Origin of the sequence: Aquabacter sp. (assembly GCF_965279295.1) — a bacterium.
In the GTDB taxonomy this organism is placed as follows: domain Bacteria; phylum Pseudomonadota; class Alphaproteobacteria; order Rhizobiales; family Xanthobacteraceae; genus Aquabacter.
The window spans coordinates 105,155-127,878 of sequence record NZ_CBDIHQ010000008.1 but is presented as its reverse complement, the minus strand read 5'-3'; the positions used below and the strand labels follow the sequence as shown (position 1 = coordinate 127,878).

Genomic DNA, 22,724 nt, shown 5'->3' with positions numbered 1-22,724 from the left:
AAGTGGCAGCCGCCTATGGCGTCACCATCGAGGCCGGCACGCGCGAAGGCGAACCCTTCGTGCTTCCCTGGCGCCGCTGCGGTGCGGGGCCGGAAGCCGCGATCTCTCAGAAGCGGTAGGCGAGTTTCGCGCCGCCGAAATGGGCGAGATAATCCGCGCCGATCTGCGCCTCGTAATTGAGCCGGATGTCGAGGCCGCCCTTCATGTTCAACTGAATGCCGACGCCCAGGTCCGCGACCACATCCGGCATATCGACCGTGGTGGTGAAGGTCCCGCTCCCGGCCGGCGCGTTCTGCAATGAGGACACCACATCCCAAGACGCGTTCGAGAAGAAGGTGGCACCCACGGACGCGAACGGGCGCAGGCTCGATCCATCGGCATAATCGAGGCGCCCGCCGACTTCCACATGCGGCCCCACGGCCACCGTGAAGTTGTCGGCCTTCTGCATGGTCAGATTATAGGGGCTGGCGCCGCTTTCGGAGAAACCGGGCACCGAGGCATAGATGAGGTCCACCTGCCCATAGGGGCGGATGTACCAAGACTGAAACAGGATCTCATACTCGACGCGGAAGCGCCCGCCGACGGTGTAGACGTCGTAGGAGCATTCCGAGAGATAATAGGACGTTCCCGCCACATTCTGCCGCGAGGCATCGAACGTGGAATAGCCGAACTGCACTGCGCCTGAGAACAGCCAGGGCCCGATCTCACGCTTGACGGAGAAGGCGATGTCCGCCCCCTGGCCGTCCGAGGAGGCGGCGGTGCCGCTCGCATCGTACCAGCCGAAATTGTAGGAGGCGGATGCGCCGAGGAACCAACCGGGCGCAAGTTCCTTCTGCGCGCCGATCCGGTAGGTCAGCGTGTCCACGGAAAAGCCGGCGCCGTCGGAGGGTGTGTAGCTGGCGGTGCCGGCATCGACGCGGGCCCAAGTGCAGTCGCCCTGCTGGAGCAGCGTTCCGGTTTCCGCGAAATACGGGCAGCTGAGAACGGAATTCAGCGACTGGCGGGCAATGTCCATGCGGGCCAGCGGCCCCGACGCGAGCATGGCGGGCGAGGCCGCATTGACGGCCGCCTGATAGGATGCGGCGTTCGGCTGGTTGGCAAAATTGGCATAGACCGGACCCAGCGCCGCGGTGCCGCCGGCATTCCAGGTGGCCTGGAGGTGGTCGGTATAGGCTTTCTGGTTCGCGGTGAGCCCCTTGGTGGTGAAGGCCACCTGCGGCGTCACGAAAAGCGTATTCCCGTTCGGGGACGTGCTCATGGTCCAGGTGGTCGACACATAGGATCCCGGCGCATTGGTCGCCGCGAGATCGACCGTGCTGATGGCCGGGGCGGTACTGCTGGTCTGCTCCAGCACCTTGTATTGCTGGGGCAGCAGCGAGCCCAGAACGTTCATCTGGAGATTGCCGTTGAGGCCCGAGATCTGGGTCACGCTGAGCAGGTCGGCGGTCTGCGTTCCCGCTGCATTGATATCCACCGCGAGCACGCCGCTGGTGGATTGCGTGTAGGTGCCCGTCAGCGTCGCGGTGCTGATGGTGCCGATGCCGGCCACGTCGAACGTACCCCGGTTCACGAACAGGCCGCCGGTGCCGAGATTGATGGTGCCGTTGGCTGCGGAGATATAATTGCCCTGCGGCCCGTTGGTGAAGTTCGGGTTCTCACTGGTCGAGTTGCCGGGGGTGTTGATGACCTCCAGATTGCCGATGATCGTGCCGAAATTGCTGACCAGATTGGTGCCCCAGGTCGACTGGATCGCAAGGTTGGAATAGGCGAGCAGCGTGGTCCCGTTTTCGATCGAGATGGTGTTCGTGGCGCCGCCGTCCACCACGATGCCGGCGCCGGTTCCGCTGCCGCCGACCACCGTTCCGGGGTTCAGGGTGATGTTGATATTACCCGATGTGACGGTGGAGGAGGTCCGGTCGATGGCGCCGGAGGTTCCCTGCACGCCGCTCTGCGCGAAGATGGCTATCGAGTTTTCGCCCACCGTATAGAGCGAGCCGGTGTAGACGATGGTGATGAGCGGCATCGTCAAGTCCGAGGCCACGGAGAAGCCCGAGCCACGGGTGCTGTTGCCCGCGTTCGTGGGGACGAGGATGCCGGCGGAATTCGCAAGCAGTCCTCCGCCGCCGCTCAGGCTCTGGGCGAAGATGCCGTGGGCGTTGGAGCCGGTGGTGACGATGGTCGATGAACCCTGGGATTGGACCGTCACAGAGCCGCCCAAGGTGTTGGCATTCACCGCCATGCCGAAGCCCGCGCCCGCCGTCAGGAAGGCCGCGTAGCTGGCGCCGGCCGCATCGATGGCGCCGCTGTAGCCGCCGCCGCCGCCGATGGACTGCGCGAGGATGGCCGTGGCGCCATTGCCGGTGGTCTGGATGACGCTGCCCGCACCGAGATTGACCGTCACATTGCCGCCCGCCTGTCCGACGCCGCCATTGCCGGAATTGCCGAACGAGCCCGTGATCGTGAGCGAACTGATCGCTCCCCCCGGACCGTCGGTCGCCAAGCCACCGCCGCCGCCGATGGATTGGGCGAGAATGCCAAAGGCATTGTCTCCGGCCGTGCTGATCTGCCCATTGTGGTTGATTATCACGACGCCGCCGCTGCCCATGCCGTTGGCCTGGCTGCTGGAACTCTGGCTGCCGCCGAAATTCAGAGAGATGGTGCCCGTGGCGTTCTGCGCCTGCGTGGCAAAGGCGGCTGCCATGTCCTCGACGGTGGCGTACGGGCCGATGGGGAAATAGGCCTCGAATGCTGCAAGCAACTCCGCCTGATACTGTTGCTGACCGATCAGCGTATAATTTTCCGCATTGATGACCATCAGGCCGCCGCCGCCGCCGATCGACTGGGCCACGATGCCGTGCGCTTCGCTGCCGAACGTGGATATGGAGGATGTGAGCCCGGACAGAGTGACGGTTACTGTGCCGCCGCCGGAGCCCAGGCCGTTATTGGCGTTGTCGGCGATCGACCCGCCCAGCGTCATTGAGCTTCCAAGCTCGGTCTGCGCCGTGCCGGTCGCCAAGCCGCCAACACCACCGCCGCCGCCGATCGACTGGGCTAGCACACCGAATGCGGAGCCGCCCTCCGTGGTGATCGAACCCGAGGATGACACCTCTACCGCGCCGCCGGCGCCGAATGCGCCACCATTGCCGCCAATGGTATAATTGCTGTTGATGATGCGCGCGCCGCTCACCGAGGCGGCACCGCCGTTGCCGCCGCCGCCGCCGATGGACTGGGCGAAGATGCCGGTGGCGAAATCTCCGCCGCCGACAAAGGACACGCCGGTGGTGATACTGCCGTTATTGAAGATGGATACGGCGCCGCCGTTGCCGCCGGCCCCGCCCTTTCCGCCGACATCCACGTTGATGGTGACGCTGGGCTCCAGTTCGGGCCGGATCCCCTGTTGGGTCGCAAAGTTCTGTAGGTAGGTTTGGACAATCTTCGCCATCAACGTCTTGACGACTTGGCTGCCAAGAGCGGACGCCTCGGAATCGAACGAGTCAGCCGAACTGGTCCCGGCTGTGCCGCCGCCTCCACCGATGGACTGCCCGAACATGCCGTGAGCCCCATCGGACGAGGTGACGATGGCGGCACCGGCTTGGTTGGTGACACTGACGATCCCGCCTGCGCCGCCCGCCCCGCCATTGCCGCCGACGCCGACCGTCAGCGTCATGGTGGCGCTGGAAGTGGCCTTGCCCGCCGCCGCGTTGCCGCCGCTGCCGCCGATGGATTGCGCGGCCATGCCGATGGAATCGATACCGAGCGTGATCAGGTTCGCCGCGTTGAACAGCGTGATCTTCCCGCCGTCACCACCGCCGCCGCCCGCACCGCCGAGCGTCACAGTCAGGCTGTAGGAATTGCCCAATGGCAAAGGCAGGTAGTCGAGATAACCGCCGACCACAGGAATGGTCGTATCCACATGCCCTCTGCCGACCCCGCCGTTGCCGCCGCCGCCGCCGATGCTCACCGCCTGGATTGCGTCCGAAGCGAAGCCCAGTGTTACGATCGTGCCGGCGGTATTTTGCAGGTCGATGACGCCCCCGGAGCCGCCATTCCCTCCGGAACCGCCGATGCTCACGCCGATATCCACCTGCGCCGAGGTTCCGTAGGAATAGATATGTGTGGTGGCGTTGCCGCCCTCGCCGCCGCCGCCGCCGACACTGATCGCATAAAGGCCCTGAGACTGATCGGCCGCGGTGAGAATCGCGCCGGTATTGGTCAGGGTCACATTGCCGCCGTCACCGCCCGTGCCGCCGCTGCCTCCGATGGCAACGTCGACATTGATTGAGGGGATGTCGCCGAAGCCCAGAGAATAGGACGAGGAATTCGCCGAGCCGGCCTTGCCGCCTGCGCCGCCCGCCGTGAACGCCAGGATGCCCGCGGAATCAAAGCCGCTGGTTGTGATGCTCGCGGTGTTGTTGACGGTGATGACCCCGCCGAAAGCGCCGGACCCGCCGTTGCCGCCCACGGTGACGTTCACGCTCGGCAGAACGAACGCCGGATCAAGGGTGGAAACGTTCCCGCCGACACCGCCACCGCCGCCGGTGCTGAAGGCCAGGATGCCGTTTGAGTTCGCGCCAGACGTGACGATGGAGCCGTTATTGGTGACACTGATGTCGCCCGCATTGGCGCCCCCGCCCCCTTCCCCGCCATTCGCAAATACGATGAGGCCGGCTGCGCTGGTGTTTCCGCCGGCGCTGCCGCCGCCGCCGACCGAAACCGCCAGGATGCCGTGGCTGCTATCGCCGCTGGTGGTGATGGAGCCCTGATTCAGGGCGTAGGCATCGCCGCCGACGCCGCCCGACTGCCCGCTTCCACCCGGATTGCCCGCGCCACCCGTGCCCCCCGTGCCGCCGGTGCTGGACACCACGATGCCTTCGGAATACGCGCCAGACGTGATCAGTCGGCCGTAATTCTTGACCGAAACGCCGTTTCCGGTTGGCGGCGCATCCGACCCACCCGCGCCGCCGTTGCCACCGAAATCGGCCGCGACGCCGCCATTGCCGCCATTGCCGCCAGCGCTCTGAGCGAGGATGGCGGGTGAGTTCGCGCCCTGCGTCTGAATGGTGCCGCTGGTGACAATGGAAATGACCCCTCCGGCACCGCCATCCCCACCGTCACCGCCATTGTAATCGTTGGTGGTGCTGCCTTGGCCATAGCCGCCATTGCCGCCGAAGCTCTGCGCATAGATGCCGGGAGAGAAGCTCCCATGGGTCAGGATGGACGCACCGGTACCGATTGTGACGGTTATCCCGCCCCCGGTGCCCCCGTTGCCGCCGGCGTTGAGCTGGGTGCTTTGGATACCACCATTCGCGTTTCCCCCGTCTCCGCCGAAGCTGGTGAGATAAATGGCCGGCGAGTTCGCTCCATATGTGGTCAGGGTCGGCGGCGTTGCGGACGCGTTCGGATTGAGTTGCAGATTGGCAGCCTTCAACGTGATGGCAATGGCGCCGCCATCGCCGCCGTTGGCAATATGGGCGTTGTAGCCATAATTGGTGCCGTCGCTGCTGTTACCGCCATTTGCCGACAGGCTGATGGCCGGGGACATGATCTGTGTCGTGTTGTCCGAGGGAGGCGCGGCGGTACCGGACGTCGTGATCGAGCCGTAGACAAAGGCGGTGATTGCTCCGCCCCCTCCGGCGGGTCCCGGTGTGAGTGCGGTGCCGCCGCTGGTGTTCACGACAATGCCGCTCGCCATCCCGGAATTGGTCACGGTGATCGCGCCGAAGCTTTTCAACGACACGGCTCCGCCGGTGCCGCCGCCGGTGGGATGCACGAGGTGGCTGGTGGTGCCGGTGCCGCCGCCGACCGTGCTGATGACGATGCCGTGCGCGCCATAGCCGCTGGTCATTATGGCCGCATAATTGGTAACGCTGGCTGTGCCGCCATTCCCGCCCGCGCCGCCGGCACCCCTGGTCGAGGACAAAGCGTTGTTTTCCAATCCGGCGCCGCCGGTGCCGCCCTGGACCACAACCTGGATGCCATAGGATTGCTGGCCGCTGGTCTTGATCTGCCCGTAAGTCTTTAGCGTCGCCGATCCGCCGTCGCCGCCGCTGCCGCCATAATGTCCGGCCCCGCCGGTCCCGCCGCTCGCGATGAGCAAGACTCCCGCCGATTGGTCGCCAGCGGTGGTTTCATAGCTCGCGGGCAGTTCGAAGAAATTAGAGGTGACGATGACGGTGCCGCCCTTGCCGCCATCTGTACCATTCTTGTCGGCCGTATCCGTTGACAGAGCGCCGGCCGATCCCCCCGCCGCTGTCGCGTATATGGCGGCCGCGTACTGCCCGTTGGTGTGGATCGTGCCCGTATGGGTGATGACGACGGTTCCGCCCTTGCCACCGGCGCCGCTCCAGTCCGAAATGCCATCGCCGCCACCATACCCACCGGCCCCGCCCGTACCCCCATTGGCGGCGCCTAAAATGCCCTGTGCTTGCTGGCCGACGGTCTCGAGCCCCGAGTTGCGCGTCACGATGGTGACGATGCCACCGTCCCCACCGGCGCCACCGGGCCCGCCAAAGGTGCTGCTGTAATAACCGCCGGCGCCACCGGTTCCGCCTGTCGCAATTGCGCCTATCGCCCGCGCGTTCTGGCCATTGGTTGAGATTGAGACGGCGTTGGAGACATAAACCGTGCCGCCGTAGCCGCCCGCCCCACCATGATAGGAGGAGAATTTGCCGGCAGCGCCGCCCGCCCCGCCCGTCCCGACCGCCCAGATTCCGGAGGAATTCATTCCGGTGGTGGACAAAGCGCCTGTATTGGTGACGACAATCGCTGCGGTGGCAGAGGTCACGGCGTTGCCTTGTGAAACACCGGAAACCACGCCTATGGCGGCGGCACCGCCGCCGCCACCACCGTCGCCGCCGGTTCCGTGCCCACTGTAGCCAGCACCACCGGCGCCGCCTATCGCGATCGCTTGTATCGCGATATCGTCCGCACTCTGAGTTGTGATCCAACCTTGGTTGTTGATTTTCACCGTTCCGCCGGCACCGCCGGTGGCACTCGTGGCCGGCGCATTGCCATCGTCACCGCCGCCGCCCACCCCGCCGATCCCGCCGGTGGCCCACCCGAGTATGCCCGCCACACCAGTATTGGCGACGGTGATGCTGCCTGTGTTGGTTATAACGACAGTGCCGCCGATGCCGCCTATACCGCCCGGCTGCGCGCCGTTCCAGTAATTCGCATCACCCCCGACGCCGCCCGTCCCACCAAGCGCTTCCGCGAGCATCGCGACGCCGGTGGTGCTTGCCGAAAGCGAGATGGTGCCGGAGTTGTTCAGTGTGAGGGTGCCGCCCGCCCCGCCTGGACCGCCATGGGATGCTGAATCAAAGCCATCCGCATTGTAGCCCGCACCTCCGCTTCCACCGTTGGACCTGGCGGAGATCACCGTGTCGGTCAGCGGTCCTGTATTGGTGATGGATCCGGTACCGCCTGCGCCGCCGGTGCCGCCCTGGTCGTCAGAACTCCCGCTGTCGCCGCCCGGGCTCCCATTCAAATTGATGGTGCAAGCCGGCGTGCACGTCTGCGCCACCGCGTGGGACAATGGCCCGACCATCACCAGAACCGAACCGCTCAGAAAGGTAGCCCCGAGAAAGATGCTTCTCAGCGACGGACGTTTCGCCTGCATTGCCCCCACCCACGCTAACGCTTGCGGAACAATGCTCAATTGAACCGCCAAGCGTCAAATCCAGGCGAAATCGCTCAGGAAGCCAAGGCGAAACAGTCGCGTCGTTCCATTGTTCTTAACGAAACTCAAAGTCACAAGCGGCAGCGCCGTTGCCGGAGATCCGCGATCCCACCTCACCGACACTAAAGCACCGTACCCAGTTGCCGACAAGCTCATGCTTAAGCTCGCGTACACGCCCTCTTCCTGAGAGCGTCGCAGTGCGTTAGCAATCGCAAATGAGTTCAGCAACCGTTCCCTCGCTTCACTTTACGGTGTCCAGGCCTAAAGCCTCGTACAATCGCGATCAAGAAGATGCTGTATTTCCCAAGCTTATCATCCCCGAGGCCCGCGAGGTCGATGTGCTCCCCATGAGTGACCTTGGAAACAACGGCATGGGAAGCAACGCCCGGGAAAACAAAGCGCAAGATCTGGCCGCGCAAGGTTTGGCGGCATTGAAGGCCGGAAATCTAACGCAGGGTCTTGCGCTTTATCGGCAAGGTTTGCGGGCGATCGACGGCTCCAAGCTTCCGCTTGGATTGCATGCCGCCATGCTGCGCCAGGGGGGCCAGGCCGAAGCCGCCGAGGCCATCGAAACGCTCGGCGTGCTGGCCGGTGCCGACCCCTGCCTCAGCGCCTGCCTTTCCAGTGTGGCGCACGAGCGGATCGCCGCAGAGTACCGGGAGCGTTTTGCGCGCGGGCAGGTCAATGCCATGATGGTCTCGCGATATCTGACCCGCCTCAGCCGGATCGGAGATGTGGAGGCAATGCGCCCCTGGACCGATCCCGCTTTGGTGCGATGCATCCCTCTTGCGGGATCCGAGCCGGATGCGATTGCCGGCGCGGTGCGTGCTCGCCTCAAGGCCGAGCATTGGCACGAGGCCAGCCAATCGATCGCACGCAGCGCGACCTTCGAAATCGCCAGGGATTGCGATCCCGTTCTGGAGCGACTTTTCGGCGAAATACGCGCGCATGTGCTGGCCTATGCGGACGATGCTGCCGACAGCATCACCGGTGCCATGGGCTGGATACCCGACAGTTTCGCGACCCGGGCCTGGGCCGTCATCTCCCATGGCGATGGCTTCAACCACCGGCACATCCATCCGCAAGCCTGGCTCACCGCCGTCTATTACCCTGCCTTCCCTCAGGCCGGCGCGTTCGCGGCGCCGGATGCCGGCTTCCTGAAGCTCGGGCCGCCGGACGGCATCGCGGACGATGCGCCCGGCTGGCTCCGCGCCAGCATCCGCCCCTATCCGGGCCTGCTCGTGCTGTTCCCGGCCTGGATCACGCATTGGACGGTGCCGGTCGGCGAAGCGGCGGAGCGTATTTCACTGCCGATCGACATCAACGACATCCGCTTCCGCAACACGGGTTATGCGGGAGGGAGGGATTGGCACCGCAATCTCCAGGCTGACAGATTGCGCGGCTGAGGGTAGATTTTTTCCAGATTCGCCGCCGGATTTGGATGCGCCAGCGCATAAGAGGCATCGATGTCGGAAGACACTGCGGAAACAGACAAGGACATTCCGGGAAAGCTTGCTTGGCACAAGCCCGTATTGACCGAGGTGAACATCCTCGACGTGACTTTTGCCGAGCAAGCGGTCGGCATCGACGCTCAGGCAGACATTGCGAGCGCCAGCTAAGTTCGCGCGATGAACCGGATCAAGGTCAGCCCCCGCAGCAGACGGTGATAGATCCGCGCCGCGCCGTCGAAGGCGACGTATTCAAGACGGCCGATATCGGCGATGTCCTGTTCCAGCGCCGCGTAATCGATCACCGCGTCCAGTCTCCCCGCCCCGTCCTTTAGCGCCTGGGACAGCAGGGCCTTGTCCCGCTGAACCAGGGCCTGCCAGTTGGCGCCCTGCGCGCCGCGCGCTTTATTGTCGAGTACCTCCGCCGGCAGCCATGCACCGAACGCCTGCCGATACAGGCTCTTGCGCCGACCGCCATGGCTGAACATCTCGGTGGGGAGCGACAGGCTGAAGCTGACCAGATCCTGATCGCGCGTCGGGTCGCGCAAGTCGATCCCATAGAGTGCCTGGAACCCCTTGATGTAGGACCCCTGATCGCCGCGCTGAAGCAAAGCGGTGCGCAAACGCCGCCCATCGGTCGATGGATCACCGGGAATGTCCGCGCGATCGCCCGCGAGGATCGCTTGAACCAGCGGGTCCTCCCATCGCGCCTGTTGAAGCGCCGACAATATGCGTGGGTCCGCCGCGGGGCGCCCGGCGAGGCGGCGCAGAACTTTCTGCACCTCTACTGGCGCGTGCCCCACTAGCGCACGGCGGAATAAAGCCCGGAGGTTTTGCCCCTCGCTGCGATGAAGCGCCCGGATATGCCTCAGGCCGGCGCCGATCCGCGCCTGCCCGAACAGTTCGGCCGCCGCCTCGTCGCCGGCATAGCTGAGCGTGAAATTTCCGGCGGCGGCCTGCAGCATTACGCCGATGCCGGCAGAGCGCGCCGTCCTGAACATCTGGTCGAGCCAGAGCCCGTTGACCGTGTTGCCGGTGGGCGCCTGGAACGCGGCATGAAGCTCGTCATGCAGCGACAGCAACGGCATATTCGGCATCGGCTGCCGATGGTGCCGAATATTGGGATAAAGCCGGGCCGTGAGCGCCGCGAGAGGGCCCTCGTCCCCCGATCGGCCCGCAGGCGCGATAACTTGGTATCGCGGGTTCGGAACATGGGTAAAGGCATCGAGCATGCCGCCCTGCTCCAGAAGCAAGCGGGCGGCGGCAGCGGTCACCGCCGAACTGTCCAGGCCGGAGCTGAGCTGGCTCGCCACGGGCGTCGCGCTTCTCATCTGTGCCGCGACCGCCCGCAGCAGGTGCTCGCGCAGCCCCTGCGCATAGTCGCGCGGGTCGGCGGCGCGATAGGTCCTGATCTCCTCCGGCCGCCAGAACCTTTCGCTCGTTTCGCCGCCGGCATCCAGGCGCAGGAGCGTGCCCTTCTCCACCCGGGAAATGCCCTCGAACCAGCTTCGCGGCCCGCGCCCCCAGGACGGCATCAGGAATTCCACCACCCGGACCGGATCGGCCTGCGGTGCGGCGCCCAGCAGCGCAAATAGGCCGGACGGCATGGAGGAAGCGGCGATGAAGCCGCGTCCCCGCGTCCAGAACAACGGCCGCTGCCCACCGACGTCGCGGGCGAGATAGAGCGCCTGCTCGCGCACACCCCAGACCACGAAGGCGAACACGCCTCTCAACCGCCTCACGACAGCGGGACCCCACCGCTCCCATCCGGCGAGTAGCACGTCCGCATCGGACATTGCGCGTGCGGTGGCGGGGGAGATGCCCAGGTCGCGCGCCAGATCTGCGCGGTTGTCGATGCGCACATCGGCGGCCAGCACAAAGGCACCGTCGCCGCCGACCCGCACGCCGCGATCATGAATATCCTCGGGCAGGAACGGCATGATCCGTCGCGCCATGGCCGTCGCGCCGCCGTGCCACAGCGAGAGGCTGCCGGTTGCATAGGCCGCCATTCCGGCCTGCATGCGCTCCACGTCTTGCGCCGGGTTGGCACCGTCCAGCCGCCACAGCGCCGCCAGCGCGGTCAACGCGCGGACCCTTCAGGGCAGCTTGGGCGGGCTGGAAGGAGCGTGAGCTGCATCGGGAAGATCAGCATGGTGGCACATTGGGCGCTGCTGCGGAGCCCTGGCAATAAAGCGCGCGCAGGGCCAAGGCAACGCCTTGACGGACAGGCCACCCGCGCTGGCATTATCCGTTCTGCGACAGACCTCCGAAGCCGAGACCGATGAACCTCGAAACCCGCGTCCAACGCTCGCCCGAACCTCTCGCCGCATCCGTGGATGATGGCTTGGTGATGATGGACCTCGGCAACGGCAAATATTTTCACCTGGACCGGATCGGCCTCGATATCTGGAACAGGATCGAGGCGCCACGCCGCGTGGGCGACTTGTGCGCGGATCTCCAGGAGATCTACAGCGCGGAACCGGAAACCATCCATCATGACGTGATCGATTTGCTGCGCGATCTCCACACCAACGGCCTGGTCCACGAAGTCGCGGAATAAACCATCCGGTCCGATCATGGGAGGATGGCTATTCCGCCCCAAGAAGCGCCAAGTGCCGTGCCAAGCGCCGATGAGTCGAGGTCGCCTTGGAGCGGGCCGCGATGCCCGGACAGTGAGGACGGAATGCCGAAAAAGACGTTCTTCGTGGTCCAACCCTACGAACTGACCAAGCGCGGCAAGCTGAAGGCGAGCCCGGCGATGGAAGTGCGCAACGCCGAAGATGCGCGGCGAGTCGCCGAGCGCATGAGCATCTCCAAGGCGGGCGCCATCGCGTTTTCCACCGATGTCGATCCCGAGTTCGGCGATGCCGATCCGCCGGTGCTGATCGCCAGCTTCGGGCAAGTGCCGGATGAGGCGCTGGAGCCCTCCTGATAATGAGGCTCTCAAGGCGACACAGGGCGGAGCGTTCAGCCGGCGGTGAACCCGTCATTCAGCACAAGCCCCGGACGAGGCCAGTCCACCGCGATCAGGCGGCCGGTGCCGGAGAGGGTGATGTAGGCGGTGCGCATGTCCGGGCCGCCGAAGCAGATGTTGGTGCAATAGGGCTCTGGCGCCTCGTGGAATTCCAGCAGATCCCCGCCCGGCGAGAACACGCTGATGCCGCCGCGCACGAGGGTGGCGACGCAGATTGTTCCATCCGCCTCAAGTGCCATGGAATCGAACCGCTGATAGCCGGGCAAGCCATGAACCAGCGTGCCGCCGTTGGGTGAAGGCCAGGGTGCCTTGGCGGTCTCGCCCTCCCCGGTGATCTCGAAGCGCCAGAGGCGGCTGGTTTCGGTCTCCGCGACGTAGAGCATCTTACCATCCGGTGAGAGACCTATCCCGTTGGGGGTGAAAATGGGGAAGATGACTTCCTTGATCAGGGACCCATCCGTGCGCGCGTAATAGACCGCGCCGCGATCCGTCAGGCGGTCATAGGTCTTGCCGAGATCGGTGAACCAGAAGCCGCCTGCTCCGTCGAACACGATGTCGTTCGGCCCCTTCAGGAGCACGTCGCCACAGCGGTCGTACAAAACCTTCACCGTGCCGGTGGCAAGGTCCACCTGCTCGATGCGCCCGCTGCGATAGTCGTCCGCGCGGCCGGTGGGTCGCAGATAATCGGCCGCGTCGCGATACCAGGAAAAGCCACCATTGTTGCAGACGTAGCATTTTCCGTCCGGGCCGAGCGCGGCCCCGTTTGGTCCGCCGCCCAGTTCCGCAACGGTCTCCTTCTGCCCATTGGGAAGAATCCGCGTCAGGCGGCCGGCGGCGATTTCCACCACCAGGACACTCCCGTCCCTGAGCGCGATGGGACCCTCGGGAAATGCAAGGTCCCGCGCGATTTCTCTACCTTCGAGACGCATACGTCGTGCTCCGATCAGGCCGAGGCGGGCTGGCCCGCACCGAGATAAGCTTCGAGAACTTCGGCGCGGCTCGCCGAAGTGTCCAGGTCGGATGCCTTGCGCACGCCGACGATGTGCCCATGGCGCACGAAGCATATTGTGTCCGCAACCCGCAGCGTCATGCGAAAGCTCTGCTCCACCAGCAGGATGGATAGGCCGGTTTCGGTGCGGATATGCATGAGCCGCTCGAACACCCGCCGGATCAACAGCGGCGCGAGGCCGAGCGAGGGCTCGTCCAACAGCAGCAGGCGCGGGGCGCTCATCAGCGCGCGGCCGATGGCGAGCATCTGCTGCTCCCCGCCGCTCATCATCCAGGCCGGCGCGTTGATGTGCTTCGCGATCTCGGGAAACAGTTCGAGCATGGCGGCGCGGCGGGCGGCCTTGGTGCGCGCGTCGAGAAAGAAGCCGCCTAGCGCGAGGTTTTCATCCACCGTCAGCGTGCTGACGATCTCCCGCCCCTCGGGCACATAGACGATGCCGCGCCGGACCCTTTCGCGCACCGACATGCGCGACACGTCATATCCGTCGAAGGAGACCTGCCCCTCGGCGTCCACCAGGCCGGCGATCGCTTTCAGAATGGAGGACTTTCCCGCGCCATTGGCGCCGATGAGCGCGACCACGCCGCCGGGCGGCACCGCGAGGTCGACCTGCTCCACCGCCGCCGCCTTGCCGTAGCGCACCCCGAGGCGCCGCACGCTCAGGAGATCAGTCATCGGATTCTCCGAGATAGATGCGGATGACTTCAGGGTTGTTGCGCACCTCGTCGGGGGAACCGCAGGCAATCACCTGCCCGAAATTCAGGACATAGATCCGGTCGCAAAGCTGCATGATCAGATCCATGTCGTGCTCGACCACCACCACGACGAGGCCGGGATGAACGGTGCGCTGCAAGGCCCGCGTGAGGTCCCGCGTTTCCACAGCATTCAACCCGGCTGCGGGTTCATCAAGCAAGAGCGCCTTCGGGTCCGACGCGATGGCGCGGGCAATCTCCACCAGGCGCAGCGTGCCCGGCGGCAGTTCGGAGGGCATCAGAGCGGCGGATTCGGCGATGCCGAGGCTCGCAAGTGCCGACATGGCGCGATCGCGCGCGGCGGCCGTCTCGGCTCGGCCGGAGGGCAGCGGTAGGAAGGCGCCGAGCCATCCCGTCTTGCGGCCAAGGGTCAGGCCCACCATCACGTTTTCCAGCACCGACAGGTCCGGGCTGAGTGCCATGTGCTGGAAGCTGCGGGACATGCCGAGCCCCGCCCGCTTGGCCGGCGGCAAAGTGCCGAGCGGAATATCCCCGAACACGATTTGGCCGCGCTGGGGATGGTAGAGGCCGGTAAGGCAGTTGAAGAGGCTGGTCTTGCCCGCCCCGTTCGGCCCGATCAGGCCGGTGATCTGCCCCGGCTCGAGCGAGATGTTCACGTCGGTGAGCACCTGGATGCCGCCGAAGGAGAGATGAAGCCCTTCGGCATGCAGGCGCCGGGCGCCTTTTGCAGGAATAGTCACGGGCGCGTTCATGAGCGTTTTCCGAGCCGCAGCATGCGCCGGATATCGGGCGCGCAATTGACACAGAGCGTCACCGCCAGAAGCGCCGCACCATAGAGAACCGGGACCCAGTCGCCGGCGCCGGCCAGGTAATTCGGCACCATGGTGATGAAGGCCCCGCCGACCACCGCCGCAGGCAGCGACAGGCCGTGCAGGCTCACCACCGAACCCACCAGCAGGAAGATGGCGCTCCACAAGGTGAAGCTGTTGGGCGACACCGTGGAGCCCGCGAACGCCATGAGGGCGCCGGCAATAGACGCCAGAGCGGCGCTGATGGCGAAGACGCTGAGGCGTGCCCAGCTGCGCGTGATGCCGAACGCCTCGGCGGCGCGCGGATGGGCGCGGGCCATCAGCAGCGCAAGCCCCTGCCGCGAGCGCCGCAGATGGGCGAGCGCGAGGCAAACCAGCACCAGGACGCCGAGCGCGATGTAGTAACGCTGCAAGGTCTTGGAGACGCCAGGCAGCAGATCCAGGGCGACATACAGCCCCTCGAACCCGCCGGTGATCCGCTCGGAATGCACCAGAAATTCCGGCAGCGCCAAAGCGAGCGCCATGGTGGAGACCGCGAGATAAATTCCCGAAAGTCGGCGGGAGGGAAACGCGAACAGCAGGCCGCCCACGAGGCCGAGAACGATGGCCACCGGCATGCTCACCAACAGTGAAAGGCCGAACTGCTTCTCCATGATCGCCACGGTGTAGGCGCCGAGCGCAACGAAGAAACTATGGCCGATGGAGACTTCGCCGCCGTAGCGCACCAGCACGCTGACCGCGAGCACGCCCAGCCCGTTCGCGAAGCACAGGGCCATGCTGTAGACGAGGAAGCCGCCGGCCCCGAACGGCAGGGCGATGAGCGCGCCCAGCAGCGCGATCGTTCCCAGGGTGCGAAGATCGAACTGGCCTTCGCGCGGGGCGGGCCGGTCCTTGGACGCATGCGTCATATCGCTAGCCAGATCAGACACGCCCACCGCTCCCCTTTTCCAGCAATCCATCGGGGAAGAAGTTGAGGGTCAGCATGATGACGCACAGCAGGAACGTGTTCATGAACTCGGGCGAGACGTAGAAAGAGAACAGGTTCATGGCGATGCCCACCAGGATGCCGCCCAGCGCAGCGCCGGGCAGGCTGCCGAAGCCGCCGACCACCGCCGCCGTGAATGCCTGAAGCATGAAGGACGGGACGGTGGTGGAGGACAGGAAGGTGGTTGGCACGATCAGCAGCGCCGCCACCAGCCCCAGCACCGCGCCCGACAGCCACGAGAACAGGTGGACCGAGCGCAGGTTGAGACCACACACCCGGCTGGCGAATGGATTGCTGGACACCGCGCGGAACGCGATGCCAAGCTTGGTCCGCTCGATGATGAAGAACAGCGCCGCGATGATGAGCGCAGTAATCACCAGCACCGCCAGATCGTAGGACGAAACCCTAAGGCCGCCGACTGAGAAGCCGAAGTTGGGGATGGGCAGGTCGAGGTTGACGATCTCGGCGCCGAACACGAGCTGGATCAGCCCCTGGAGCATCAGGCCGATGCCCAAGGTGGCGATGGTGCTGGCGAGATCGGACTTGAACACCAGGGGCGCGAGGACCGCATAGCTCAGCGCCGCCGTCACCGCGATCAGCGACAGGGAGATCACCACCGCGCTGCCCCAGGACAGGCTCAAGAGCGTACCGCTGGAAAAGCCATAGACCAGGAACGCGGCGAGGCCCGCGAGATTGCCGTGGGCGAAGTTCACCACGCGCGAACTCTTGTAGACCATCACCAGACCGAGCGCGCCCAGACCATACAGGCAGCCCGATACGAGCCCGGACCAGAGCAGGGGCGGCAGATCCGCTGCCAGCGCCGGAAAGATGCTCATGCCGGAGCCTTTACGGCGGCACCGGAAGCTTCGATCACCTCGATCACGCCGGGGTAATAGCGCCCGGAGAGACCCTGGGTGAGAGACGCCTCATAGTAATCGCGTGCAACCCCCGCGACCTTCGGGTCGACACCGTGGGTGGCCGCCAGTTCCAGCATGTAGCCGATGTCCTTGAGGACATATTCGGGCGGGAACGCCTTCTCCGGAAACAGCCGCGGCAGCATTGCCTTCATGCCGTGGTTGCGCAGCGCGAAGCTGTCGCCCGATCCCTTGGAGACCGCTTCAAGAAGGGTCCGGGGCGCGACACCCGCGCGCTCGCCCACCACCATCATCTCGGCCAGCGCCACCACATGCTCGAACACCAAAGTATTGTTGATGAGCTTCACCACCTGCCCGGTGCCGACACCACCGCAATGGGTGACGTCGGACGCGATATGGTCGAGCAGCGGCTTGGCGCGCGCGACGACCGCATCGTCCGCGCCCACCATGATGGAGAGTTCGCCGCGCTGGGCGGCTTCCCGGGTGCGCGCCACCGGCGCATCCGCGAAGGAGAGTCCCTTGGCTTCAAGCAGCGCGCCGACCTTGCGCGCGGCGGCGACCGACGTGGTGCTCAGATCCACCACCAGCGTGCCCGGCTTGGCATTGGGCAGGATGGGCCCGCCCTCGCCGCACACCGCCTCCACCTGCGCCCCGCCGGGGAGCGAGAGGAAGATCACATCCGCTTCCGCTGCAAGCTGCGCGATCGAGGCCGCAGGCAGCGCCGACGTGTCGCTCAACGCCGCCACCGCTTCCGCGCTCAGATCGAAGGCGAAGACGCGCCCATTATGTTTCTTGGCCATGTTGCGGCACATGGGGCCGCCCATGACCCCGAGGCCGATGAAGCCAACCGTCTCGATGCTGGTCATGGCTCAATCCATCAGCATGCCGCCATTGACGTCGAGCACCGTGCCGGTGATCCAGTTCGACGCTGGCGAGCAGAGAAAAAGAATGCCCTGGGCGATGTCCTCGGGAACGCCGTAGCGGCCGAGCGGCACGTTGCCATTCGCGGAAGGCGGCGCGCGGTCCGTGACCTTGCCCCACATGGGCGTCTCAACCGGACCGGGCGCGATGATGTTGGCATAGACGCCCTTGCCGGCACCCGCCTTGGCGACCCACTTCATCAAGCCATGCACCGCCGACTTCGCGGCGACATAGGAGGGGCCGGACGCGACGCCGCCGATCTTCGCGGCAATCGAGCCCAAAGCGACGATCTTGCCGAAACCGCGCTCGGCCATGACCGGGTAGAGTTTGCGGACCGGATTGACCACGCCCATCACGTTGACGTCGAAGATCGCGTTCCATTCCGCATCGGTCGAATCCTGCAGCGGAACGGAGGAGATCGTTCCGGCGCACAACACAAGGATGTCTATGGCACCCTTTTCGGACAGCATTTCGTCGATCAAAGCCTCTGTCCCCTCCCGAGAGGTGACGTCGCAGCGGCGATAGATCGTATTCGCGGGCAGATCACCCCCGTCCTCGACAATATCGGTGGCGATCACGCTCGCACCTGCGGCGCTGAAGGCCGCGACGACGGCGCGGCCGATGCCGCCCGCAGCGCCTGTCACCAACGCAACCTGACCGTCCAGACGGGGCGGTCCACTCAATGGAGATCCGGCCATCAATCAATCCCTAGAACGTTTTTGCGAAAAGCACGGTCGCGACCGGATCAAGGCGGCCGGCCTCTTGCACAGGCCGGCTGGAGAAATCGCTAGGCGGGCTTGGCGTCGAACGCCACCGCCGGATACGGCTTGAAATCTCGGACCATGACGAAGGACCCACCCTTGGCCTGGAGGATCGCCTCCTGGCGGGTGCCGCGATGATCGCCGGGGGTAAACGTCACCTTGCGCGCGCCGCCCACCGAGGCATTTGTCAGGGTGTTGCCCGCAGCAATCAGATTCTCGCGGGTGATCGGCTTTCCGCTGTCCAGCAGCGCCTCGAACACCTTGCCGAACAGGGCCGCATTGCTCCAGCCGTTGAGACCGAAAACACCCACGGGATCATTCGGATAATATTTTGTGATGGCCTCGCGATAGGCCTTCACGTCCGGCTCGGTGCTGTCCACGGGCAGCAGCCAGGACGAGAAATAGACGCCGTTCAGCAGATCGCCGGCAAGCTTATAGGTCGAGGGATCTGCGGTGAAGAACGGCGCGAACCAGGACAGCTTGATGCCCTGGCGATCGGCCGCCTTGAGCGCCCCGGCAAGGTTCGCGTTGGAGCCGAATAGGATCGCGGCCTCGGCGCCGGAATTGGCCAGGCGACGCAGGTGCGGCGTGAAATCGGTGGTCTTGACCTCGAACGACACGGATTCGACCGGCTCGACCTTCTGCCCGGCCATGTAGAGATCGAAGCCGCGCTTGGCGGAGCGCCCAAGCTCGTCATTCTCCCAAAGCAGCGCGATCTTCTTCAGCTTCAGGTCGTTGAGCGCATACTCGGCATTCGACGCCGCCGACCAGCCGTAATCGGGAAGCAGCGGGAAGATGTTGGGCTCGGAAAAGAACACGCTGGCGCCGCCGATCGGCCCGAGCATGGCGAGGCCGGCTTCCTTGGCATAGGGCACCACGGCCACGTTGGTGGCGGTGCCGACAGAAGCAACAAGGGCAAAGATCTTTTCCTCTTCCACAAGGCGGCGCGTCACCGCAACGCTGCGGGCCGGATCATAGCCGTCGTCGAGGGTGGTGTACTTCACCTTCCAGCCGCGAATGCCGCCGTTTTCATTGGCATTGCGGAAGTAGGATTCCGCCGCATGGGTGAGGATTGCGTAGAATGGCACCGGGCCGGTGATGGGCGTGAAGCCGCCGATGCTGATGGTTTTGTTCGCCGCGTCGACACCCACCGTCTGTGCGAACGACAACCGCGCCGGCAGCATCGTGGACACCGCCACACCACCCATCAGCTTAATGACATCCCGCCGGTCCATACTGGCCTCCCAACCATGGCTTGGGCTTTTCGCCCGTTAGGGACTTTTGTAACCGCCACCAATGTGCCCGTCAAACATAATGTGCATGATGCATTATAATTTGCCTCTGCGATGATACGTGGCGCTTCAGCTTCGCAGAATGGCCCGTGCGCGCTCGGCAACCGGCCGATCCACCATCTTGCCGTCCACGGAGATGGCGCCGCTCCCCGCAGTCTCTACCGCAGCGAGGATGCGCCGCGCCCAGGCCAACTCTGCATCGCTGGGCGAGAACCCGGTGTTTACGGGCGCCACTTGAGCTGGATGAATGCAAAGTTTTCCGCCCAATCCCAAGGCCTTGGCGCGTGCCACATGGGATGCGAGAAGCGCCGGATCGGAAAGGGTGATGAAGACCCCATCAATCGGTGGCGGCAGGTTTGCGAAACGGGATTCCAGCACAAGCTGAAGCCGCATGGCGTCAAGCTCGCCGGCGGTTTCCGTGATGCCCGCATCGACGCCGAAATCCAGGTTTCCAAAGGCCAGACGGCCCGCAAAGCCGCCCTGCGCGATCTCGCGAACTCGCATGAACCCCGCCACCGTCTCTATCAAAGCCAGGATCTCCACCTCCGGCCCAAGCGCAGCCGCGACCTGGGCCAGGACTTGGGGGTCCGCTTTTGGCACCATCACCTTGACCATCCCCGCCGCCTGCACGAACGCCAGATCGGCCTGAAACCATGCGCTTTCGCGGGCATTGATGCGAACCACGGCTTGGGTTCGGCCTGCCCACGATCCGATGGCGTCACGGGCGGCCGCCTTGCTGTCCGGCTCCACCGCGTCCTCAAGATCCAGGATGATTTCATCCGCGCCCGATTGGGCCGCCTTCTCGAAACGGTCGGCGCGATTTCCCGGTACGAACAGGAATGAACGAGAGAGCGGCATCTCTTTTCCTTAAATGCATAATGCATTGTGTATTGTACGTTTGTGTTTCCCGCCGAGCAAGGTTATGTTAAGCGCCGGAGATGCGACGCGCCTTCGGGTCGCGGCGTCACTCCAGCCGCCAGAGGAACGGGGCCATCCCGACGGCATCATGGAATATCGGACAAAAGAAGAGCAGGTCGCGGACTTCCTGCGCGAAGGCATCATCTCGGGGCGCCTTCCCAGGGGAACTCGGCTGAAGCAGCAGGAAATCGCCCAGCAATTGAAGATCAGCATCACGCCCGTGCGCGAGGCGCTGAAACTGCTGGAGGCTGAAGGCTATCTCGCGAGCGACTCCTATCGAGGCGCCACGGTGGTCCCGTTCGACATCGGCACCTCCACCGAGGTGCTGAAGTTGCGGATCATGCTTGAGACCCAATTGGTGGAAAGCGCGGCGCGCAACCTGCGCTCTGACAACATCGACGAGCTGCGGACTCTGGCGGCGCAGTTCGAGAAAGCGGCGATCGAAGGCGACAGCACCCTCGCGCGCGGCGTGAACTATCGCTTTCATCGGCGCATCTACGATTTCGCGAACCTTCCGCAGACCCTGCATTTCGTGCAGGTGCTGTGGGCGCGCTACCCCTTCGACGTCATCAACCGCATCGGCGGGCGCGCCACCCGAGCGGCGGGTGAGCACACGGAATTGCTGCGCAACTTCATCGAGGGTGACGCCGGCGGCGCCATGCTGACCATGCGCCGGCATATCGAATCCGGCTGGGGCGAATTCCGCGATAACCTGGAGCAGAGCGGTCCCAGCGCCACGACACCTACCGGACAAACCGAAAGCGTATAGCGATGAAGCCTTCGATGCTCCTCGTCATGGACATGCTGAACGACCTGGTCCACCCGGACGGCGCCGGCGCCAAGACCTATGTGCCACTGATGGCGGCGCGCGATGTCCTCGGCCGCACCCGTGCCGTCATCGACAAGGCGCGCGCGGCGGGCGTTCTAATCGGCTATGTGCGCGTCGGCTTCGCGCCTGACTACCGCGACTGCCCGCCAAACTCTCCGGTGTTCTCCAAGGCGCGGGACAATGGCCTGTTCAAGCTGGGAGAATGGGGCACCCAGGTGATTTCCGAACTCACGCCTGAACCAGGCGATTTCGACTTCATCAAGCACCGCATCAGCCCGTTCTACGGCACCGCCCTTGAGCCGGCGCTGCGCGCACGCGGCATCGAGCGGCTCTATCTCTCCGGCGTCTCCACCAACGGTGTGGTGCATTCCGGAGCCCGCGAAGGGCACGACCGCGACTATGAGTGCATCGTGCTTGAGGATTGCTGCGCGGGGGCGACCACGGACGAGCACGAGAGCGCCCTGAAATGCGTCGGCCGTTTCGCCGCCATCAAGGATAGCGCGGCCATCGATTTCGCCTGAGCCTCTCCGCCTGAGCCTCAATGCGCGCACGGTGCCTGTGATGGGCACCGCCAGGCTTCTCCTGCCTGTGCGATGTCCTGGGTGATCTGCCTTTAGCTGTAGCTCTGGCGACTTAAATCATCTCGAAAAGCTGGCGGAAGCACGCATGGCCAGTTCCCCCTCCGGGCCACGCGCCCACAAGTCCAGCGTGTCTGCGTCCTCGCCCGCGACCTTTGCCTGAAGCGTGAAGGAGGCGCTGACGAACAGCGGGTGCACGCCGCGAAACTCGAACCGCACCATCCGCGCGTCCGGGCGCAAATCCCCCGCGAAATTCTGGAGCAGGGTCGCCGTCAACGGCCCGTGAACCACGAGGTCCGGGTAGTTCTCTTCGGTGCGCGCGTACTGCTGGTCGTAATGAATGCGGTGGCCGTTCGAGGTGAGCGCGGAATAGCGAAACAGCAGCGTCGTGTCGGGCGTCACCGGCTCGCTCCACTGCGCATCATCCGGCGCCGGTGTCAGGGCTGGAGCCGGCGCACCGGGTGCGGCCGGCTCGCGATAGACGATGTCCTGCTCCTCGACCACGCAGGCGACGCCCGCGCAGGAGATGCGATGCGTGACGGTGACGAAGACCAGTTTTCCAGCGCGGCCGGATTTCGCTTCCACCTTGTCGATGGTGCTGGTGCGCACCGCTTCCTGGCCGACCACCAGGGCGCCGGCATAGTCGAGCCGCCCGCCCGCCCACATGCGCCGGGGCAGCGGCACCGGCGGCAGGAAGCCGCCGCGCTTGGGATGCCCGTCGGCGCCGAGACCGTGGCGGGGCACGAACGGGTTGAAGAACAGCCAATGCCAGCCGGGCGGAAGCGCATCTCCCGATGTCGGCTTTTCCTCCAGATCGAGGGTCGCGGCCAGCGCGGCGACCCGCTCGGCGGAGATCAGCTCGGATACGGTCTCTTCGCGCCCGACCCATTCCTGCCAGTCGCCGGGATCACCCTTGATCATCTCGCTCGTGGTCATG

The 22,724-nt window shown here is 65.1% G+C and carries 18 protein-coding genes; 6 read left to right on the top strand and 12 right to left on the bottom strand.

The window, feature by feature from the left end:
- Window positions 1–106: 106 nt before the first annotated feature.
- Complete coding sequence (locus tag ADADO0_RS03085) at window positions 107–7,618, bottom strand: hypothetical protein (RefSeq protein WP_511303623.1); 7,512 nt, start codon at window positions 7,616–7,618, stop codon at window positions 107–109.
- 407 nt (window positions 7,619–8,025) lie between these two features.
- Here ADADO0_RS03085 and ADADO0_RS03080 point away from each other — a divergent pair, with 407 nt between their 5' ends.
- Both ADADO0_RS03080 and ADADO0_RS03075 read left to right on the top strand, forming a co-directional pair.
- Window positions 8,026–9,084, top strand: coding sequence for a putative 2OG-Fe(II) oxygenase (locus ADADO0_RS03080; protein WP_511303622.1), 1,059 nt, complete (start codon window positions 8,026–8,028; stop codon window positions 9,082–9,084).
- Between the two features lie 60 nt (window positions 9,085–9,144).
- Window positions 9,145–9,297, top strand: coding sequence for a hypothetical protein (locus ADADO0_RS03075; RefSeq protein ID WP_511303621.1), 153 nt, complete (start codon window positions 9,145–9,147; stop codon window positions 9,295–9,297).
- On the opposite strand, the gene ADADO0_RS03070 is transcribed toward ADADO0_RS03075, so the two are convergent.
- Window positions 9,294–11,210, bottom strand: coding sequence for an asparagine synthetase B family protein (locus ADADO0_RS03070; RefSeq protein WP_511303620.1), 1,917 nt, complete (start codon window positions 11,208–11,210; stop codon window positions 9,294–9,296). The two genes, ADADO0_RS03075 and ADADO0_RS03070, sit on opposite strands and share 4 nt — an antisense overlap.
- Window positions 11,211–11,407: 197 nt before the next feature.
- Here ADADO0_RS03070 and ADADO0_RS03065 point away from each other — a divergent pair, with 197 nt between their 5' ends.
- Both ADADO0_RS03065 and ADADO0_RS03060 read left to right on the top strand, forming a co-directional pair.
- Window positions 11,408–11,686, top strand: coding sequence for a PqqD family protein (locus tag ADADO0_RS03065; protein WP_511303619.1), 279 nt, complete (start codon window positions 11,408–11,410; stop codon window positions 11,684–11,686).
- Between the two features lie 123 nt (window positions 11,687–11,809).
- Entirely contained in the window at window positions 11,810–12,058 is a 249-nt protein-coding gene (locus tag ADADO0_RS03060; protein ID WP_511303618.1) for a hypothetical protein, read from the top strand.
- 35 nt (window positions 12,059–12,093) lie between these two features.
- On the opposite strand, the gene ADADO0_RS03055 is transcribed toward ADADO0_RS03060, so the two are convergent.
- The 9 genes from ADADO0_RS03055 to ADADO0_RS03015 all read right to left on the bottom strand — a co-directional run bounded on the left by ADADO0_RS03055 (window position 12,094) and on the right by ADADO0_RS03015 (window position 20,320).
- Window positions 12,094–13,029: an SMP-30/gluconolactonase/LRE family protein gene (locus tag ADADO0_RS03055; protein WP_511303617.1), complete on the bottom strand. Its 936-nt coding sequence runs from the start codon at window positions 13,027–13,029 to the stop codon at window positions 12,094–12,096.
- Window positions 13,030–13,043: 14 nt separating this feature from the next.
- Complete coding sequence (locus ADADO0_RS03050) at window positions 13,044–13,781, bottom strand: ABC transporter ATP-binding protein (protein ID WP_511303616.1); 738 nt, start codon at window positions 13,779–13,781, stop codon at window positions 13,044–13,046.
- Window positions 13,774–14,571, bottom strand: coding sequence for an ABC transporter ATP-binding protein (locus ADADO0_RS03045; RefSeq protein WP_511303615.1), 798 nt, complete (start codon window positions 14,569–14,571; stop codon window positions 13,774–13,776). Before ADADO0_RS03045 ends, ADADO0_RS03050 begins: the two co-directional genes overlap by 8 nt.
- Window positions 14,568–15,557, bottom strand: a complete 990-nt coding sequence (locus tag ADADO0_RS03040; RefSeq protein ID WP_511303614.1) for a branched-chain amino acid ABC transporter permease — start codon at window positions 15,555–15,557, stop codon at window positions 14,568–14,570. The genes ADADO0_RS03045 and ADADO0_RS03040 overlap by 4 nt, the downstream gene beginning before the upstream one ends.
- A complete protein-coding gene (locus ADADO0_RS03035) occupies window positions 15,550–16,449 on the bottom strand; it encodes a branched-chain amino acid ABC transporter permease (RefSeq protein ID WP_511303613.1) in 900 nt (299 codons plus the stop codon). The genes ADADO0_RS03040 and ADADO0_RS03035 overlap by 8 nt, the downstream gene beginning before the upstream one ends.
- Entirely contained in the window at window positions 16,446–17,354 is a 909-nt protein-coding gene (locus tag ADADO0_RS03030) for an NAD(P)-dependent oxidoreductase (protein ID WP_511303612.1), read from the bottom strand. Before ADADO0_RS03030 ends, ADADO0_RS03035 begins: the two co-directional genes overlap by 4 nt.
- Before the next feature lie 3 nt (window positions 17,355–17,357).
- The gene (locus ADADO0_RS03025; protein ID WP_511303611.1) at window positions 17,358–18,107 is read right to left on the bottom strand and encodes an SDR family NAD(P)-dependent oxidoreductase; all 750 of its coding nucleotides are present in this window, start codon (window positions 18,105–18,107) and stop codon (window positions 17,358–17,360) included.
- Between the two features lie 89 nt (window positions 18,108–18,196).
- Complete coding sequence (locus ADADO0_RS03020) at window positions 18,197–19,405, bottom strand: ABC transporter substrate-binding protein (protein WP_511303610.1); 1,209 nt, start codon at window positions 19,403–19,405, stop codon at window positions 18,197–18,199.
- Between the two features lie 126 nt (window positions 19,406–19,531).
- Window positions 19,532–20,320 (bottom strand): HpcH/HpaI aldolase/citrate lyase family protein, encoded by a 789-nt coding sequence (locus ADADO0_RS03015; RefSeq protein WP_511303609.1) that lies wholly within the window; start codon window positions 20,318–20,320, stop codon window positions 19,532–19,534.
- Between the two features lie 148 nt (window positions 20,321–20,468).
- On the opposite strand from ADADO0_RS03015, the gene ADADO0_RS03010 reads away from it, so the two are divergent.
- Together ADADO0_RS03010 and ADADO0_RS03005 are read left to right on the top strand one after the other, a co-directional pair.
- On the top strand, window positions 20,469–21,149 hold the full coding sequence (locus tag ADADO0_RS03010; protein ID WP_511303608.1) for a GntR family transcriptional regulator: 681 nt from the start codon (window positions 20,469–20,471) through the stop codon (window positions 21,147–21,149).
- 14 nt (window positions 21,150–21,163) lie between these two features.
- On the top strand, window positions 21,164–21,730 hold the full coding sequence (locus ADADO0_RS03005) for a cysteine hydrolase family protein (RefSeq protein WP_511303607.1): 567 nt from the start codon (window positions 21,164–21,166) through the stop codon (window positions 21,728–21,730).
- Window positions 21,731–21,847: 117 nt separating this feature from the next.
- Here ADADO0_RS03005 and ADADO0_RS03000 read toward each other — a convergent pair whose 3' ends face one another.
- The gene (locus ADADO0_RS03000; protein ID WP_511303606.1) at window positions 21,848–22,723 is read right to left on the bottom strand and encodes an HTD2 family dehydratase; all 876 of its coding nucleotides are present in this window, start codon (window positions 22,721–22,723) and stop codon (window positions 21,848–21,850) included.
- Window position 22,724 lies beyond the last annotated feature (1 nt).